At 34.0% G+C, this 15,548-nt stretch carries 21 protein-coding genes; 7 read left to right on the forward strand and 14 right to left on the reverse strand.

Annotated elements, in window-relative coordinates; genetic code table 11:
• Positions 1–6 precede the first annotated feature (6 nt).
• Complete coding sequence (locus CDZ89_RS14925; RefSeq protein ID WP_096155230.1) at positions 7–522, forward strand: antibiotic biosynthesis monooxygenase family protein; 516 nt, start codon at positions 7–9, stop codon at positions 520–522.
• A 55-nt stretch (positions 523–577) separates the two neighbouring features.
• Here CDZ89_RS14925 and CDZ89_RS14930 read toward each other — a convergent pair whose 3' ends face one another.
• The 4 genes from CDZ89_RS14930 to CDZ89_RS14945 form a co-directional block, all read right to left on the reverse strand.
• Complete coding sequence (locus CDZ89_RS14930; protein ID WP_096155231.1) at positions 578–1,222, reverse strand: response regulator transcription factor; 645 nt, start codon at positions 1,220–1,222, stop codon at positions 578–580.
• Positions 1,215–2,300: a sensor histidine kinase gene (locus CDZ89_RS14935; protein WP_227521519.1), complete on the reverse strand. Its 1,086-nt coding sequence runs from the start codon at positions 2,298–2,300 to the stop codon at positions 1,215–1,217. The genes CDZ89_RS14930 and CDZ89_RS14935 overlap by 8 nt, the downstream gene beginning before the upstream one ends.
• Positions 2,287–3,081: a cell wall-active antibiotics response protein LiaF gene (gene liaF / locus CDZ89_RS14940; protein WP_096155233.1), complete on the reverse strand. Its 795-nt coding sequence runs from the start codon at positions 3,079–3,081 to the stop codon at positions 2,287–2,289. Before liaF ends, CDZ89_RS14935 begins: the two co-directional genes overlap by 14 nt.
• A 349-nt stretch (positions 3,082–3,430) precedes the next feature.
• The gene (locus CDZ89_RS14945) at positions 3,431–4,105 is read right to left on the reverse strand and encodes a phosphatase PAP2 family protein (RefSeq protein WP_157842752.1); all 675 of its coding nucleotides are present in this window, start codon (positions 4,103–4,105) and stop codon (positions 3,431–3,433) included.
• A gap of 155 nt (positions 4,106–4,260) precedes the next feature.
• Here CDZ89_RS14945 and CDZ89_RS14950 point away from each other — a divergent pair, with 155 nt between their 5' ends.
• Positions 4,261–5,436: an amidohydrolase gene (locus CDZ89_RS14950; protein WP_096155235.1), complete on the forward strand. Its 1,176-nt coding sequence runs from the start codon at positions 4,261–4,263 to the stop codon at positions 5,434–5,436.
• A gap of 53 nt (positions 5,437–5,489) precedes the next feature.
• Here the strand turns inward: CDZ89_RS14950 and CDZ89_RS19755 are convergent, their stop codons facing one another.
• The 7 genes from CDZ89_RS19755 to CDZ89_RS19760 form a co-directional block, all read right to left on the reverse strand.
• Complete coding sequence (locus CDZ89_RS19755) at positions 5,490–5,654, reverse strand: hypothetical protein (protein ID WP_157842753.1); 165 nt, start codon at positions 5,652–5,654, stop codon at positions 5,490–5,492.
• Positions 5,654–6,433 (reverse strand): alpha/beta hydrolase, encoded by a 780-nt coding sequence (locus CDZ89_RS14955; protein ID WP_096155236.1) that lies wholly within the window; start codon positions 6,431–6,433, stop codon positions 5,654–5,656. The genes CDZ89_RS19755 and CDZ89_RS14955 overlap by 1 nt, the downstream gene beginning before the upstream one ends.
• Positions 6,426–7,172, reverse strand: a complete 747-nt coding sequence (locus CDZ89_RS14960) for an EcsC family protein (protein WP_096155237.1) — start codon at positions 7,170–7,172, stop codon at positions 6,426–6,428. Before CDZ89_RS14960 ends, CDZ89_RS14955 begins: the two co-directional genes overlap by 8 nt.
• A 39-nt stretch (positions 7,173–7,211) precedes the next feature.
• Positions 7,212–7,439: a hypothetical protein gene (locus tag CDZ89_RS14965; protein ID WP_096155238.1), complete on the reverse strand. Its 228-nt coding sequence runs from the start codon at positions 7,437–7,439 to the stop codon at positions 7,212–7,214.
• Positions 7,440–7,678: 239 nt separating this feature from the next.
• Positions 7,679–8,893, reverse strand: coding sequence for an ABC transporter permease (locus CDZ89_RS14970; protein WP_100333921.1), 1,215 nt, complete (start codon positions 8,891–8,893; stop codon positions 7,679–7,681).
• Positions 8,886–9,629 carry an ABC transporter ATP-binding protein gene (locus CDZ89_RS14975; protein ID WP_096155240.1) on the reverse strand — a complete coding sequence of 248 codons (744 nt, stop codon included), beginning with the start codon at positions 9,627–9,629 and terminating at the stop codon, positions 8,886–8,888. Before CDZ89_RS14975 ends, CDZ89_RS14970 begins: the two co-directional genes overlap by 8 nt.
• An 887-nt stretch (positions 9,630–10,516) precedes the next feature.
• Complete coding sequence (locus CDZ89_RS19760) at positions 10,517–10,660, reverse strand: hypothetical protein (protein ID WP_157842754.1); 144 nt, start codon at positions 10,658–10,660, stop codon at positions 10,517–10,519.
• Between the two features lie 63 nt (positions 10,661–10,723).
• Here CDZ89_RS19760 and CDZ89_RS14980 point away from each other — a divergent pair, with 63 nt between their 5' ends.
• The gene (locus CDZ89_RS14980; RefSeq protein ID WP_096155241.1) at positions 10,724–11,146 is read left to right on the forward strand and encodes an HIT family protein; all 423 of its coding nucleotides are present in this window, start codon (positions 10,724–10,726) and stop codon (positions 11,144–11,146) included.
• A 48-nt stretch (positions 11,147–11,194) separates the two neighbouring features.
• Here CDZ89_RS14980 and CDZ89_RS14985 read toward each other — a convergent pair whose 3' ends face one another.
• Entirely contained in the window at positions 11,195–12,046 is an 852-nt protein-coding gene (locus CDZ89_RS14985) for a hypothetical protein (RefSeq protein ID WP_096155242.1), read from the reverse strand.
• Positions 12,047–12,227: 181 nt separating this feature from the next.
• Between CDZ89_RS14985 and CDZ89_RS14990 the strand changes: the two genes are divergently transcribed.
• Complete coding sequence (locus tag CDZ89_RS14990) at positions 12,228–12,785, forward strand: tryptophan transporter (RefSeq protein ID WP_096155243.1); 558 nt, start codon at positions 12,228–12,230, stop codon at positions 12,783–12,785.
• A gap of 44 nt (positions 12,786–12,829) precedes the next feature.
• Here the strand turns inward: CDZ89_RS14990 and CDZ89_RS14995 are convergent, their stop codons facing one another.
• A complete protein-coding gene (locus CDZ89_RS14995; protein WP_096155244.1) occupies positions 12,830–13,021 on the reverse strand; it encodes a membrane protein YhzF in 192 nt (63 codons plus the stop codon).
• Positions 13,022–13,209: 188 nt separating this feature from the next.
• Between CDZ89_RS14995 and CDZ89_RS15000 the strand changes: the two genes are divergently transcribed.
• Together CDZ89_RS15000 and CDZ89_RS15005 are read left to right on the forward strand one after the other, a co-directional pair.
• Entirely contained in the window at positions 13,210–13,566 is a 357-nt protein-coding gene (locus CDZ89_RS15000; RefSeq protein WP_096155245.1) for a YtxH domain-containing protein, read from the forward strand.
• Between the two features lie 92 nt (positions 13,567–13,658).
• The gene (locus CDZ89_RS15005; RefSeq protein WP_096155246.1) at positions 13,659–14,267 is read left to right on the forward strand and encodes an HTH-type transcriptional regulator Hpr; all 609 of its coding nucleotides are present in this window, start codon (positions 13,659–13,661) and stop codon (positions 14,265–14,267) included.
• On the opposite strand, the gene CDZ89_RS15010 is transcribed toward CDZ89_RS15005, so the two are convergent.
• The gene (locus CDZ89_RS15010) at positions 14,251–14,592 is read right to left on the reverse strand and encodes a DUF1878 family protein (protein ID WP_096155247.1); all 342 of its coding nucleotides are present in this window, start codon (positions 14,590–14,592) and stop codon (positions 14,251–14,253) included. The genes CDZ89_RS15005 and CDZ89_RS15010 overlap by 17 nt on opposite strands.
• Positions 14,593–14,933: 341 nt before the next feature.
• Between CDZ89_RS15010 and CDZ89_RS15015 the strand changes: the two genes are divergently transcribed.
• A complete protein-coding gene (locus CDZ89_RS15015; protein WP_096155248.1) occupies positions 14,934–15,482 on the forward strand; it encodes a DUF3267 domain-containing protein in 549 nt (182 codons plus the stop codon).
• Positions 15,483–15,548 lie beyond the last annotated feature (66 nt).

A 15,548-nucleotide genomic window follows, 5' to 3' on the forward strand; every position in this document is an offset into this window, starting at 1 on the left:
TAAAAGTTGAATTTCTATATGACGTTCGGTACAGAAGATTTTTTACAAACATTAAAGTCACAAATTGACAATGGCGAACTTTTGCTGATGGCTGGAGAAGAAAATGCTGTTTTAATGCACGAGACAACTGAAAAATCTAGCTTTTCAGCTGGTAAAAAATTCGAGGTGCTAGACGGAGTAGGCAATTTCCAAAATGGACATTTTGCTGTGTTAAATAATATTCCAGTAACACAAGAAGGCCGTCCTGTTTTTGAATACCGATTCAGCCAGCGTGCTAGATTAATTGAAGAAGAACCTGGATTTGTAGCTATTCGAGTGTTACGTCCAACAGATGAATCTGATACATACGTAATCTTAACACTCTGGGAAGAAGAAGCTTCTTTCAAAAGATGGCAAGAATCAAAAGCATATGAAAATGCACATAAAAAACGTGGTACGGAAGAAGGCGTTGATAAACAGCAACAAATTTTCCCACGTCCTTCTTACGTTACAACCTACCGTGGTGTAACAGAAAGCGAATGATAGTATTCAAAAAAGATGCCATTACATCCTCAAAAAGGGATAATGGCATCTTTCTTTAATTCTTGCGTAAGATTCCGTGACGGTTTGCATAAATAGCCGCCTGTGTGCGGTCTGCTACACCAAGCTTGCTTAATATATTACTCACATGCGTTTTAACTGTTTTTACACCAATAAACAATGTGTCACTAATTTCTTGATTTGATAATCCATCTCCTAGACACATTAACACTTCCAATTCTCGTTCTGTTAAATCATCATGCAGTTGCTTCAAAGGTGTCCTAAATCTATTCATCATTTTACTTGCCACTTTCGGTTCAATTACTGGTTCATCATTTATTGCTTTATGTATTGCTTTTATAATATCTTCCGCTTGCGCAGTTTTTAATAAGTAACTAAATGCTCCAGCTTCAATGGCTGGGAATACTTTCTCATCATCATAAAAACTTGTAATAATAATAATTTTACAAGTTGGATGAAATTTCACTATTTCTCGTGTAGCATCAATACCTGTGCCATTTTCCATAAGTAAGTCCATCAACATGACATCTGGCTTTGTTTTTCGTGCAATCTCTATTGCTTCATTACCACTTGCCCCTTCACCAACAATTTCAATATGAGGTTCAGTCACTAAATAAGCTAATAAACCTTTTCTGACCATATCATGATCGTCCACAACAGCTACTCTAATATTACTACTCATTGTTTCTCCCCCTCTTTCGTACTGGAATATGTATTTCTATATGAGTTCCTTCGCCTTGCTTGCTTTTAATTTCAAATGTACCACCAATTTCTTCACAACGTTCTCTCATCGTCTGCAAACCATATGAAGCCAGTTTTTGTTGATTTAATTCAAAGCCGATACCATTGTCACTAATGAAAATATATACATAGTCATTTTTTTCATGAATTTCTATATCCACTTCTGATGCATCGGCATGTCTCAAAATGTTAGCTAGTGCTTCTTGAATAATTCTAAACAAATGATCTTCAGTTGCATTGGATAAGGTATTTAACGTCTCAATATTTCGGTGAAAAGTAATTGGTGTTTTTCTTTCTAACTCTTCAATTAATTGTTCAATTGCCCTACATAATGTTTCATTCGTCAAAGAGACAGGTCGTAAATGAAGTAATAGCGCCCTCATTTCCGCCTGTGCTTTGGCTGCTATGGAAGCAATGTCTTGAATTTGTCGCTTGGCAATCTCTGGTTTCGAGTCAAAAATACGAATAACTGCACTAGACATTATACTTAAGGCAAATAATTGTTGGCTGACGGAATCATGTAAATCTCTTGCTAAACGCTGTCTCTCTTCCATAGTTGCTGCTGAATGAGCTTTTTTAGCAAGAAGGTTTTTCTCTTCTGCTAATTTTTGTAATGAATGAACTTGATTTTGGATTTTTTGTGCTAGTTGGTTTATATCTTCTGTTAATCTTCCTAGTTCATCTTGCTCTCTAACTTGTATTGTTTCTGAAAATTTCCCTCTACTTAATGTTGCAATAAATGTAGATATATCCTCAAGTCTTTTTTTCACATAATAACTATCTTTATAACCTACATATATACTAGTTAAGAACCCTAAAATGAATATTTTTAATGTAATAAGGACAGTGAGACCTACTGTTAGTTGTAATCCTTCTGGATAGAACAACAATAATGCTTGTAAAGAAATAAACACTAGAAGTGATGCAATAAATGTAACAGTTAAGTGGGAACGAATTAACCAAAAACGCACACTTTGAATCCGGCGAAACAGTCCTTTTTTTTGCTTATACTCGGTCAATTCGAACATCCCCTACTTTTAATTCTAGAACAATATTTACTTTCCTTGTAGCTTCAGGGTAGTTTGGTGATTCATAAAACATTCTACTATTCATTCCAGTTGCACTTTCACCAAACATGGACAGCGCTCCTGTTTTCAACGTTGCATCTATTTTTATCGGAAGATCTTCTGGAATTAGCATCTTTATGTCTGCTACCATTCCTTTAATTTGAATCGTTGTTTCTTTATCAGGAATGTACGCTTTGGAGAAATCAAAATAATAATCGCCAATTATATTCCAAAGTTTCATCGGCTCAACCGACCAATTTTGTTTATTCATCTTTACTTCACCAACGGCAAAAACTTGCTTTTCTTTATTCGTTTTTTTACCTTTTTCTTCAGACTTTAATTCTTTTACTATTTTTGTCTCATTTGTATAATCATCTTTCACAATAGTAACTTTGAATGGCCTTCTTTTTAATAACAGGTTTATACCGATATATATGATTAGAAAAGGCCACAATTTCCAAATCATCATAAACTTAAAATCAATTAGAGCTAATCGGTCTAAACAAAGTAAGCCACCAAATAGTAGTAAAAACACACCGAAAAAGTAGTTATCACTCTTCTTAACTAGTACGTCTATTAAGAACTTTATTCCTAACAGCAAAATTAAAACGGGATAAAAATTGACAAAAAACTGTTTTATTTCCAAGGAAATGACACCTAAATTTACAAGTAATAACATAACTCCGAAAAACATTAGTAATATCGCTATTAATTTTTGATTAAATGATTTCATAGTTCACCTCTAACCAATCCCTACGATTTTTTGTATTTTTTCTTAGTTTACTATGAAACACACTAAGTCAAAACAACCTTAAGTAAGTTTATGTATCAGTCTTCAGACGGAAATGATCAAAATACTCCTTATAATAATGCTGTGTTAAAGTTCGCTGTTGATTTCCGTGCAAGGCTTCGCTTTCCGCGGGCGGGCCGGGAGCCTCCTCGGCGCAAGCGCCTGTAAGGTCTCCCGTTCCCCGCTTCTCCCGCAGGAGTCTCAGCCTTGCACGGAAATCAACAGGAAAAATAGTATTTATTTATCAACACTAAGCTTTAACAGAGCCTATAATAAAAACAACAACACCAAATTAAGGTGTTGCGTTTTTAGCTTTCCTATTTATTAACCATTCATAAAGAGAAACAAATATTACTAAACAAACATATCCCGCTGCGTATCCAGCTAATATATCAGAAGCGTAATGATAGTCTAAGAAAATCCGACTTATTCCTAGTAAGAAGATAAATAGTGTAGCCCCAATTAATATTACTGATTTATTCCACTTATCCTTCGTATAAATGATTAGAAAATAAGCCAATAATCCATAAAAGAACAAACCCACCATCGCATGACCACTCGGAAAACTTAAGCTTTCTGCACCAGGGCCAATCATTGGCCTTTCTCTTCCAGTAAGGTCTTTTAACCATTTATTAAGTTCATTTACTAAAATAACTCCAATTATTAAAACAGATGCTGCAATATAATCTTTCTTTTTCCAAATGATAAGAATCGCCGATAATAAAAGAATGGGTATAACACCTTCTTTAGATCCTAAAATGGTGAAATAATAAAAGAATTGAACAATAATTTCTGGAGTATAAGTTGTTGCCCCATTTCTAACAAAATCGTCAAAGAAAAACATTTTTTCTGTTACTACTTGATAAAATGACCAACTAAAAAATATTACAGAAAATAAAATAATGAATAATCGATAAGACCAGTATGTACTAGTTACATTTTCTGTTTGAACTTTACTATTTGGCAATGAAATCCCTCCTACTTGTACTGTTTTTTCTCTAATACTTCTATCATACATTATTTTTATAAAAATCAGACTATTATTTTCTCATAGATTCATATATTATAATATTAATCTATTTTATTTCTATTATCGAAATATTTATCGAAAGGGGTTTGTACATGTTAACAACAAAGCTTTTTTCATTATTAGAAGAACATTATGAGGAAATGATAGAAATTCGCCGATATTTACACCAGTTTCCAGAGCTTTCCTTTAAAGAGTTTCATACTGCTAACTACATTGCTGAATTTTACGAGAAACTCGGTATCGAAGTAATGCGTAATGTTGGCGGCAATGGAGTTGTAGCGAAAGTTCACGGTTCTAAACCTGGGAAGACCGTAGCACTTCGAGCTGATTTCGATGCTCTACCAATACAGGATGAAAAAGAAGTAGAGTATAAGTCAAAAGTACCAGGCGTTATGCATGCATGTGGCCATGATGGTCATACTGCAACTTTACTTGTTTTAGCAAAATGTCTACACCTTTTAAAAGATGAGCTTGAAGGAACTGTCGTTTGTATTCATCAACATGCGGAAGAATTTGCACCAGGTGGAGCTGTTGCAATGATTCAAGATGGTTGCTTAGAAGGTGTTGACGTTATTTTCGGAACGCATTTATGGGCAAGTGTCCCATTAGGTGGTTTACAATATCGATCTGGCCCTGTAATGGCAGCAGCCGATCGTTTTGAAATACATATTCAAGGAGCAGGCGGACATGGTGCCCAACCACATACAACGAAAGACGCTATTTTAACTGCTTCACAGGTTGTTGTTAACTTACAACAAATAGTAAGTAGACGTTTAACTCCTATTGAACCAGCTGTTATTTCTGTTGGTACGTTCAAAGCAGAAAATGCGTTTAATATTATTGCTGATACAGCCTATTTAGAAGGAACAGTTAGAACGTTTAATGATGAAATTAGAGATCAAATTGAAATCGAAATCGGTAATGTAGTTGGTGCTACTTGTGCACTTAACGGCTCCACATATGATTATAAATTCCATCGTGGTTATCCTGCAGTAGTGAACCATCAAGAAGAAACAGAATTCTTATGTTCCGTTGCTACAGATATTAAAGAGATTACTTCTATTGAGGAAACACCGCCACATATGGGTGGGGAAGATTTTGCTTATTACTTACGCCATGTGAAAGGTACTTTCTTTTTTACTGGTGCAAAACCAGATGGTGTAGAAAAAGCGTATCCACATCATCATCCAAAGTTCGATATTAATGAGCAATCTTTATTAGTTGCAGCTAAAACGCTCGGTGCAGCAACGCTTCAGTATAAAGGATAAGAAAAAAGTCTGTAGTCATTTTCCGCTAAAACGGTATAAGGCTACAGACTTTTTTATACACTAGTATAAAAGGATAATAAGGTAACACCGAAATATAGTAAGCTCATTACGAAAAAGACAACACTAAATGTTGTAATTGCTTTCGGTAATTTACCGTAAAAAAAGACTAGAAAAAGTCCAATGAATAAGTGAATAATAAAAAATAAGAAAATGTCCATTAATCTGTATGCTCCTTAAATAAATAAGTGAAAATTTCAGGCACTCTTTCTTTCCAAGCTAATTCGTTATGTATTGCACCTTCTGCAATTTTAAACTGACACGATTTAACTTTTCCATTTAACAGATTAAACACATTTTTGCTCGATTCAATATATTTCTCATTATCTGCTGTTCCAGTCGATTCTTTTGTTCCGATATCTAAATAAAACTTTTCAATTGGAGATAAGTCACTTTTCATTAATAATGACTCTATTTCCTTCTGATTAAACCAGTAAGCAGAAGAAAGAGATGCTATTTTTCTGAACACATGTGGATACACACACGCTGCATAGGTAGAAATTAAGCCGCCCATTGAACTCCCAGCCATTGATGTATCTTCACGGTTGGTGCGGTATTTTGTATCAATTAATGGTTTTAATTCATTCACAATAAAGGCAATATAGTCTTTTCCTTCTCCTCCGACTTCATCGGTCGTATCAAACACTTTTTTCATATCTTCGTTTGGCCATGGTCCATATTCATCTAATCTTTTATTTCCTTCCACATTACAATCAATTCCCACCACAATTAAAGGTATTCCGGATTTCAATAAATAATCAGAAATCCCCCACGCCATTCCATATCCTGCATCTTCGTCTTTATACAAATTTTGCCCGTCATGCATGTATAGTACAGGGTAGCGCTTTTCTAGTGCTTCATTGTAATCTTTTGGTAAAAAGACTCTAATCTTTCTTGTTCTATTTAAAGGTGTAATGGTTACTTCAAAATGTTCAAACACTGCTTTCCCCTTCTTTCCATTTGTTCACCTGGAAAATTCTAATTCGATAACAATTCATAGCGGTCTTTCCTAAATGATCAAGCAAATTGTAATTTGCATAAGCTCCGACTATCGCGCCGAGTCCGGGTATCATTTGAAGCATTTTTACTAAATCAATGTAATCTCGGTATTCTTGCTGGAAACCTCTCCAATCCATATCTTCATTTGCAAGAGTTCCTTTTTCTAATTCCCAGTTCTTTATAATTTCTAATGTGTCTTTTCTATGTTTTTCACTAGAGAAAGCTAATTGAAATATATATAAAATAAAAACTCTTTCTTCATATTTTCTTGGATTAAATCCGTAAGAAGCACAAACTTCAAATAAAAACTTCATCTTGATGGTTAGTAATAATGGAAAATCTACTAGTCCTAATAATATTCCTCCGGCACCAGTTCCCGCTCCTTCTACTGCTGCTGTTCTTTTATATTTATCTAATTTGGACATAACTACTTTTTCTTTTTCTTGAAGGGAAAGCATAAAAACATCCTCTTGTTTCTTCGTCGTAATGTAACTTCCGACTAATGTTGCTTGGACCATCTTTTTAATGCTTTCTGTTACGAAGTTGTGCACTTTTTCAGGGATAAGTGCATTCACTTTATTTTGTGTTCCTTTGGACATTCGTTTGAATAGATTCGGCTTACTAGCCATCTCTAGCCGCCACTTTTCCATTTCATGTTTTACACTTTCTTCGTAGTTCATTTTCTTCCTCCCGTTCCATTCTTACTTTTATATATTACGTTACGTGATAGAGTTTGTTTCATTTTCTTGTTGCTTTTTTAAGTAAGAATCTACTAAGAAAGAAATGAAACCTATTACGAGAGGTGGAATTGAGCTAATATATTTTTGGTCCATTGGCAATTGGAACGTAAGTACGATAAAAATGATAATGGCAGGGGTATTAAAGTAAAACCAATATCTAACACGTTTGTTGGAAAAACTTAAGTGAAATTCTTTTGTCTCCTTCATGTTTCACCCCTTAGAATTTTATAACTGGAGCTGTAGCAATTTTTTTTGAAATACTATAAGTGTAGTTTAGTAAATAAAAGTGCCGGTTGAGTGGACGACTCCTGCGGGAGAGGGCAGACATGTGAGACCCCACAGAGCCCTTGGGCTCGAGGGGGCTAGCCGCTTAACCTAGACACCCGCGGAAAGCGACCACACAACCGGCACGACTTTAAATTACTAAAGAGAGGCCATTAAATACTTTATATAATAGTCGATATTCTTTTATTTGCTGAAAAATGTACAAAAACATAAGAAAATGCTGCTCCTATTGCAAGGACAACTAACATGTTAACGATTGTAGATGTTACCGCAACGATAATGGCTAAAAGTAACGTTTGAACAATCAACACCGTTAGTAACAGCTTAAGAAACGATTTTTTCTGTACAGTGGGATCGATAGGATAAATCGTTAACCAAAGTTTATTGTAATGGTGTCTCCATAAAGGTACGAGCTGAAAACCAGTTAAGTATAGGACGAACAGAGGTACAAAATACGTTGCATAGCCTTCTGGTAATGTTATTAATAACACTGCACCAATGACAAATAATCGCACGTACAGTCCGAAATAATCACCTGAACGTAAAAAGGTTCTCGCATATAGGTACGTAAAAGTTCTTTCTTTCTGAAAACGAATATTGCCCAACATGAAATCAAGCCATTTTCTTCTTTTCACTTTGTCTTTTAAACCGGGTACATCGACGAACAAGTTTGCTACTCTATAAAACAGTTGCATCCTGCTTATTTCATTTTGAATTAAATTATCCCACTTCCAATTCATTTTTTTAGTAGATTGACGGAAGTAAAGGAAGTATCCCATCATAATGACTGCAATCGCAACAGCATATAGATACGCTTTTGAAAACAACAAGAAAAGGAACGCAAAGTTTAAAGCCAGACGTACTAAAAGATCGACATAATGACTTTTCTTATTCGTATAAAAATCTAAATGCCATTTCATCGATAAATTCCATATTTTAAGTAATATTAATAAAACGAAAACGATAAGTACGGATTGCATCGTAGTTTCTGTTACTTTTAAAAACAACGGTACGGATATACCAAAGATTATTAAAAGAAAATAACTTTCTAATACAACTGAAGCATTAAACGACTTTTTAATGTAAGGTTTTAACTTTTCTTCTAATGGCAGTAAAAATACTAAGTCTGGTTCCTTCAATAATGTATGAATGCTTCCTCTCGTCAATAACAAAGCCAAAACAATTCCCATTAACCATTCGTACGGAAAAGTTGGAGGTACTACTTCCAACCAATTTTGATAAGCTAAGGCAAGTCCACTTAATAGAAAAATCATGACAATGACTAAATGATCATTAAACATATAACGTAAATAACGGCGATTATCATCTACGTATTGAACGAAGCGAGTCTTCCAAAACTGATCAACGTTAAACATGGGAATCTTCCTTCGTTAATTCAATATAAATATCATCTAATGTTGCGTTTGACATGTTAAATTGCTTTTGCAGCTCGATTAGCGTCCCCTTCGCTCTCACTTCTCCGTTATGTAAAATAACAAATGAATTACAATACCTCTCCGCCGTTGCTAAAATATGTGTGGACATTAAAATTCCAGCCCCATTTTCTTTTGCTTTAGACATAAGTTCTAACAATGATTTTATCGCCAGTGGGTCTAATCCAACAAAAGGTTCGTCAACAATGTAGAGTTTCGGTTCAATTAAAAAAGCAGAAAGAATCATTACTTTTTGCTTCATTCCTTTAGAAAAATGGGCAGGAAACCACTTTAACCTCTTTTCCATACGAAATTCCTTTAACAGAGGTTGAAGACGTTTTTCAAATTGTTCTTTTGACAATCCATAAGCCATTGCCGTTAACTCAAGATGCTCGTATAATGTGAGCTCATCGTAGAGTATGGGTGTTTCAGGTATAAAAGTAAATTGTGATCGGTATTTGGTCGTGTCCTCGTGAATAGCCGTTCCATCAATCGTAATGGACCCTTTTTTCGGCTCCATCGTGCCAATAATATGTTTGATTGTTGTACTTTTACCTGCTCCATTTAATCCAATGAGCCCAACCAACTCTCCAGGCTTAACGGAAAAACTTATATTTTTAATAACAGCTTGATTTGTATAACCACCTGTTAGCTGATTAATTTCTAATAAATTTGTCATGATCCAGTCCTTCCTTTTTCTAAATAAAGTATTATATGTAGTCTACTACAAGAAAGAGGAAATTCCTTCTTATAAACATCAATAATTCAAATGAAGTTCTTTATTATTAACACATATTTCCTTTTATGGTTTTTTGTATAATTGTAATCGATTTGCGCATCATAATGAAAGAAGAGGAGGCGGAAATGAGCCTTCAACTAAAATTGGAATGAGGTGCTTGTCGCAGACAGGTTCGTATCTTTCTAAATTTATCTCTCGTGTGTTGTGGGACTTAACCACCATAACCGAAAAAACAATCATCAATGAACACTTTTGATGACCTAAATGAGGTGTTTGTGGGCGACAGTTAAGCTAATGCTAATTAATTGCCTGTATACGATTCATTTTGAAAATGAGGTGTTCATCAAGGACAATTTAGTCTGAAACTTCGTTACTAAAAGTTATTTAAAACTAAAGTAACAAGGGGATGGTTCGATTGAACGAAGGCGCTAACTACTAGCACATTTTTTAATGAATGAGGTGTTTATCAAACACAATTATTTGTAAAAAATGTTTGTACTTCGCTTCTCTTATTCGACCGAGAGGCTTTATATAGAGGTTAAGGTTTCAGCCACCTCCTCTTCTTTTAGGCAGAAGTAACATTTATGTTGCTTCTGCTTTTAATTTATCGGAAATGGTTCTGTTTCTGAGTGGTTTATTATTTTGTGTTTAAATCTTAGTTCTTTCTGTTTCAATTTTCCCAGCTCGTGTTTTAATTTACTACTTTTCTGTTTCAAACCTCAATCTGAATTTCACACCGCTCTGTTTGTGTTTCAATCTTAGTTCTTTCTGTTTTAATTTTCTCAGTTTGTGTTTCAATTTCCTACTTTTCTGTTTCAATCCTCATTCTAAATTTCACACCGCTCTGTTTGTGTTTCAATCTTAGCTCCTTCTGTTTCAATTTTCCCAACTTGTGTTTCGATTTCCTGCTTTTCTGTTTCAATCCACCTCCCTAAACACATATCCACATTCAAACCTAAACTTTCACTCACAAATTTAGTACCCTACGATTAAATATGGTAAAATACTACAAAATAGAGATGAGGTGAAAGTTTATGCATGAATGTATTTTTTGTAAAATTGTAAATGGAGACATACCGGCTGCAAAGGTTTTTGAAAATGAACATGTTGTTGCTTTCTTAGATATTAGCCAAGTAACAAAAGGACATACACTTGTAATCCCGAAAGTACATAAAGAAAACATTTATGAACTAACACCAGAAATTGCAGGCAACCTATTTGAAGTCGTACCTAGGATTGCAAACTCCATTAAAGAGCAATTTAATCCGATAGGCTTAAATTTATTAAACAATAACGGAGAACATGCTGGTCAATCTGTGTTCCATTATCATATACATATAATCCCTCGTTATGGTAAGGGCGATGGATTCGGTGCTGTTTGGAAATCTAATCAGAGCGACTATACTCCAGAGATGTTAAAAGACATTGCGAACCAAATTTCAAACGGAATCAATTGATAAAAAAGAAGCTGTTGTCGGACCTTTAATCCGATACAGCTTCTTTTATTAAAAATCCCTTTTCATCTCCCCTAACGAATATACGTCTTCACATGAATGGAAGTCAGGGTGATCAAATTCATCTGACATTCTTGCCAAATAGCTCATCACCTTATTCTTAAATGTTGTGTCCCATCTTAGTAAATGTATAAACTCTTCACGAGTCGCCTCTTTTGCTAAAGCTAATTTTATTTCATCTAGAATATCCGCTTGCCAAAAACTTTCTAAAGGGGATTCTCCAGGTATGTCTGTAAACCTAATCCATTGTCCTTTCCAAGACAATGCATTTGGAACATAATAGGCGTACACTTTTTCAAAAACTTCCCCATTCACTAATCTCACTTTTCCTCCATCATGTTCGCGCAGTTCATAGCCTTTTTCGGTAGAGTTCATTAATTGTAATTGTTTTTTATCCATAAAATTAATCCAAACTTCTGTTTTAGCTCCTTTTACTGGAGCAATCACTGCAGGGACCGCGCCGTATGGAGCTAAGAAAGGACCATATACAATATCAGAATCTTCTATTGATGCACGCATACAAATTGTAAAGTCATCCTCTTTTGGACGTAAAGAAAATTTGTATCGCAGTTGTGCAAGGCAGGCGTTGGAGCCATATCCTATTACAGGAACCTTGTCTTCTATCGACCTTTCCTTTAATACTTCTTGTAACGATACAGGTTTTGAAAAAACGTCCTGATTAGAGATATGTACGAATGATTTTTCAAATGGTACCCCATCCATCTCCTCTATTTTATGTGCTTGTTTTTGAAAGAACAAAAAAGAGCTATTTATTCTAGGTCCTGGATATATATCTGGATGATCATATGGACTTAAGTCGTACGGTTTATTTTCTCGAAACATTTAATATCTGTCCTTCCTGATGAATTTATTATTGAAATTTTCCGAAATAATTATTACTTTAACACTTTAAATCTATAATTAAAACAAGTATACTAACAATATGAGATTCGCACTAGACAATGAGTGTACTAGTGGAGTTTCATGACACAATAAAATAAGTTTAGTTGAGGAGAGATGAGGAATGAACACGAAGACTCTTGTATTTTTAGCCTTATTTGTAGGTATAGGAGCGGTACTACATGCAGTTGTGCCACCAATATTAGGTATGAAACCAGATTTAGCTTTAGCGATGATGTTTTTAGGTATTTTGTTGTTTCCTAAGAAGGAAAATGTATTTTTAATTAGTGTGGCAACTGGAGTTATTTCAGCTATTACAACTGGTTTTCCTGGGGGACAAATACCAAACTTAGTTGACAAACCATTAACAGGCTTTGCTTTTTTCTTACTGCTATTAAGTCTAAATAAAGGTGCGGCACTGTTAGCGAAATATAAAATTTTATATAAAGTCGGCACTGTTTTTAATGCAGGCTTACTTACTGCGGTTGGAACAATAATTTCTGGAACGATCTTTTTAAGCACTGCATTACTTCTAGTAGGTTTACCTGGAGGAGCAACTTTCTCCATCCTATTCCTTACTGTTGTTCTACCAACTACGGCTGTGAATACTGCATTAATGGTACTGATATATCCTATCGTCTTAAATGTTGCAAAGCGTTCAAACATAACGATTGCAGCATAAAAAATAAAAACAAGGAAGGCCATCCTGATCGGGTGGCCTTCCTTTTAATTTATCCAGTAAACGATTAAAGCTAAAAATAAAAACATACCTCCTGCCCCACCTAGCACGAAGGCTCTTTCTTGAAGTGCTTTTCTAGGTGGATAAACACCCGTTCGCTTTGAAGCAAAGAAATAATTTACTCCTCCAAAAATTAATAAGCAGCTAATGACAAACAAACCAAACGAAATGCCAGCCAACGAACTCTCCCCCTTTACTAATATTTATGCAAAAATGAGGAGCATATGAACAAGTTGTGTAGCTTTGTCCTCTTTAAATTTATGAAAACGTTTTTATTGAAAAGAGGGATTCTTTTGATTATTGTTGAATTATATAATAATCTTATATTAATGAACTATATTTCAATAACTTTTACGAGGTGATAGATGTGAATACGAAGTCATTTTTATATGGTGTACTAATCGGTGGTGTAATTGCTTCTGTTTCCACTTTGTTATCCACTCCACAAAATGGAAAGCAAGCTCGCACTAATGTAAAAAGAACGAAAGATCATTTACAACAATCTTTTCATGAAATTAAAGGAGAAGGCATAAACGTAAAAGATCAAGTAAATAAAGCGATCCTTGTAGGTAAATCTGTCGTTACCGATGTTTCAGAAGACTTAAAGACCTCACTCTATACGTGGCAAAATGAAATTGAACCTAACAAAGAAAAAATCGAAAAAAACATCGTTGAGATTCAAGATGAAATAGAAAAACTAGAAAAATCACTCCAAACAAAATAATTTTTAATTTTTTGTATATTTTGACCTTTATTAATTATTACTTTATTGTCATAATAGAAGGAAGTATATTAGTAAAAAGTAGGTGAGCAAAAGTGAGTACAAATGAACGCGAGTATTCATTAAAGGAAGCTATGCTTTTTAGTCAGCGTGTCGCTCAACTTAGTAAAGCATTATGGAAAACGGTAGAAAAAGATTGGCAGAACTGGATAAAGCCTTATGATCTTAATATTAATGAGCATCATATTTTATGGATTGCTTATCATTTAAAAGGCGCAAGTATATCAGAGATTGCTAAATTTGGAGTAATGCACGTTTCTACTGCTTTTAACTTCTCTAAGAAGTTGGAAGAGCGTGGACTTTTACAGTTTTCTAAAAAAGAGAATGACAAAAGAAATACGTACATTGAATTGACGGATAAGGGAGAAGAGATTCTATTAGAATTAATGGAAAGCTATGATCCTAGTTCCAATTCCATCTTTAACGGAGCCTTACCATTAAAAGATTTATATGGAAAGTTCCCAGAGTTTTTAGACATTATGAGTGTCATTAAGAATGTATATGGGGATGACTTTATGAAGATCTTTGAGCGATCTTTCAGTAATGTAGAAGCTGACTTCACAGAAGTAGATGGTAAACTAGCTAAAAAGTTAAACGAAGGCAACAAAGATAAAGAAGATAACAAAGTTACTTCCTCTTCGTAATAGTATGTAGTAATTCTTTCATAAGCGGAGCATGTACGTTTTGTTGAATCATAGCCTCCATTACTTTTATTGTTGGAACATTTGTAGGAATTGTTTTTTCTAACAATGTAATAAGTGATGGAAAGCTGACAAAGCCTTCCGCTTTTTGATTTTTTATTTCTTTGCTCATATATTCACATACTTCTAAAATCTTGTCTACAGAATCTTTATCCCACTTCTCTCTCATAATGAGCACATCAAATGGATATTCTTCTATTTTCACATTTTTTAATAACAATTCTAAATGATACTCCATCCGTTCTACTTTTTTACGTAAATCGTCCATTTTATCTCTCCTAATATGTAAATCGCTTATGTTTATTATCTTACCTCTTTCTTATTATATCTCACCATCATATTTTGACAAAAAAATATAAATTTTGCTATTGATTTTTTGTTGATAAAATCGTAAAGTAGTTTAGTAATTTCAATAATAAATTACTTCTGGGTAAATTTCATATTTACGCTTCGTTTATTGAAAAATAGATTTTGCTAGTCTTTTAATATAAAATGTTTGATTTTGATCTTAAATTTTATTAATGACTAGTAATAATGACTTTTTTCAGATAGTATTCATACACTATGATACGGACTCAGTTGATATAATAGCAACGGCGGTGAGGCAACATGAACTGTTGGAAAAGTATTAATGTACACCAAGAATATGGTGTACAGCGTATTACGATAATTTCGATTATCATATCTTTGTTAACTTTTATTCTACTATTTACTTCTTTTAGTTTACTATTTTCAGGTGTAGACATATCATCTAGCTACTTTTGGGTACTTTGCTTAAGTATCGTGAGTATGTTCAGTGTGCATAAAATATGTCATGCAGTTCCACTAATGTTTACCAAAAGAAAATTTCGATTAAAATGGCATTTTTCTTTTCTTGTACCAATTTGTGAAATTAAAACAAAAAAATCTTTTTCAAAGCTTGAATCGTACATTATTTTTACCATGCCATTATTACTCATAACTAGCGTATTATTGATGGCAATCTTTATATTCCCAGCATACTTTCATTATTTTTCGATGCTTATTGCACTAAATGTTGGGCTTTCTGTACCTGATTTATTGTTTTTATCATACATTAAGTCTGCTCCAAAATCTTGTCAGATCGAAGAATTAGAAGATGGATATGACATCTTAATAAACAATAGTGAAATGAAATAAAAGTCGCTCTCCATAATATTTTAAACTTTATGGGAGCGACTTTTGTATTTAGGCCACAATAAAAAA

Source organism: Bacillus alkalisoli, assembly GCF_002797415.1.
GTDB lineage: Bacteria > Bacillota > Bacilli > Bacillales > Bacillaceae_I > Bacillus_CD > Bacillus_CD alkalisoli.

Excerpts from the sequence above, each read along its gene's own strand:
- CDZ89_RS14975 (WP_096155240.1), bottom strand. The coding sequence starts at position 9,629 with ATGACAAATTTATTAGAAATTAATCAGCTAACAGGTGGTTATACAAAT.
- CDZ89_RS19755 (WP_157842753.1), bottom strand. The coding sequence starts at position 5,654 with ATGGACATTTTCTTATTTTTTATTATTCACTTATTCATTGGACTTTTT.
- CDZ89_RS14980 (WP_096155241.1), top strand. The coding sequence starts at position 10,724 with ATGCATGAATGTATTTTTTGTAAAATTGTAAATGGAGACATACCGGCT.
- CDZ89_RS14950 (WP_096155235.1), top strand. The coding sequence starts at position 4,261 with ATGTTAACAACAAAGCTTTTTTCATTATTAGAAGAACATTATGAGGAA.
- CDZ89_RS14930 (WP_096155231.1), bottom strand. The coding sequence starts at position 1,222 with ATGAGTAGTAATATTAGAGTAGCTGTTGTGGACGATCATGATATGGTC.
- CDZ89_RS14960 (WP_096155237.1), bottom strand. The coding sequence starts at position 7,172 with ATGAACTACGAAGAAAGTGTAAAACATGAAATGGAAAAGTGGCGGCTA.
- CDZ89_RS14990 (WP_096155243.1), top strand. The coding sequence starts at position 12,228 with ATGAACACGAAGACTCTTGTATTTTTAGCCTTATTTGTAGGTATAGGA.
- CDZ89_RS15015 (WP_096155248.1), top strand. The coding sequence starts at position 14,934 with ATGAACTGTTGGAAAAGTATTAATGTACACCAAGAATATGGTGTACAG.
- CDZ89_RS14965 (WP_096155238.1), bottom strand. The coding sequence starts at position 7,439 with ATGAAGGAGACAAAAGAATTTCACTTAAGTTTTTCCAACAAACGTGTT.
- CDZ89_RS14985 (WP_096155242.1), bottom strand. The coding sequence starts at position 12,046 with ATGTTTCGAGAAAATAAACCGTACGACTTAAGTCCATATGATCATCCA.
- CDZ89_RS14970 (WP_100333921.1), bottom strand. The coding sequence starts at position 8,893 with ATGTTTAACGTTGATCAGTTTTGGAAGACTCGCTTCGTTCAATACGTA.
- CDZ89_RS15010 (WP_096155247.1), bottom strand. The coding sequence starts at position 14,592 with ATGGACGATTTACGTAAAAAAGTAGAACGGATGGAGTATCATTTAGAA.
- liaF (WP_096155233.1), bottom strand. The coding sequence starts at position 3,081 with ATGAAATCATTTAATCAAAAATTAATAGCGATATTACTAATGTTTTTC.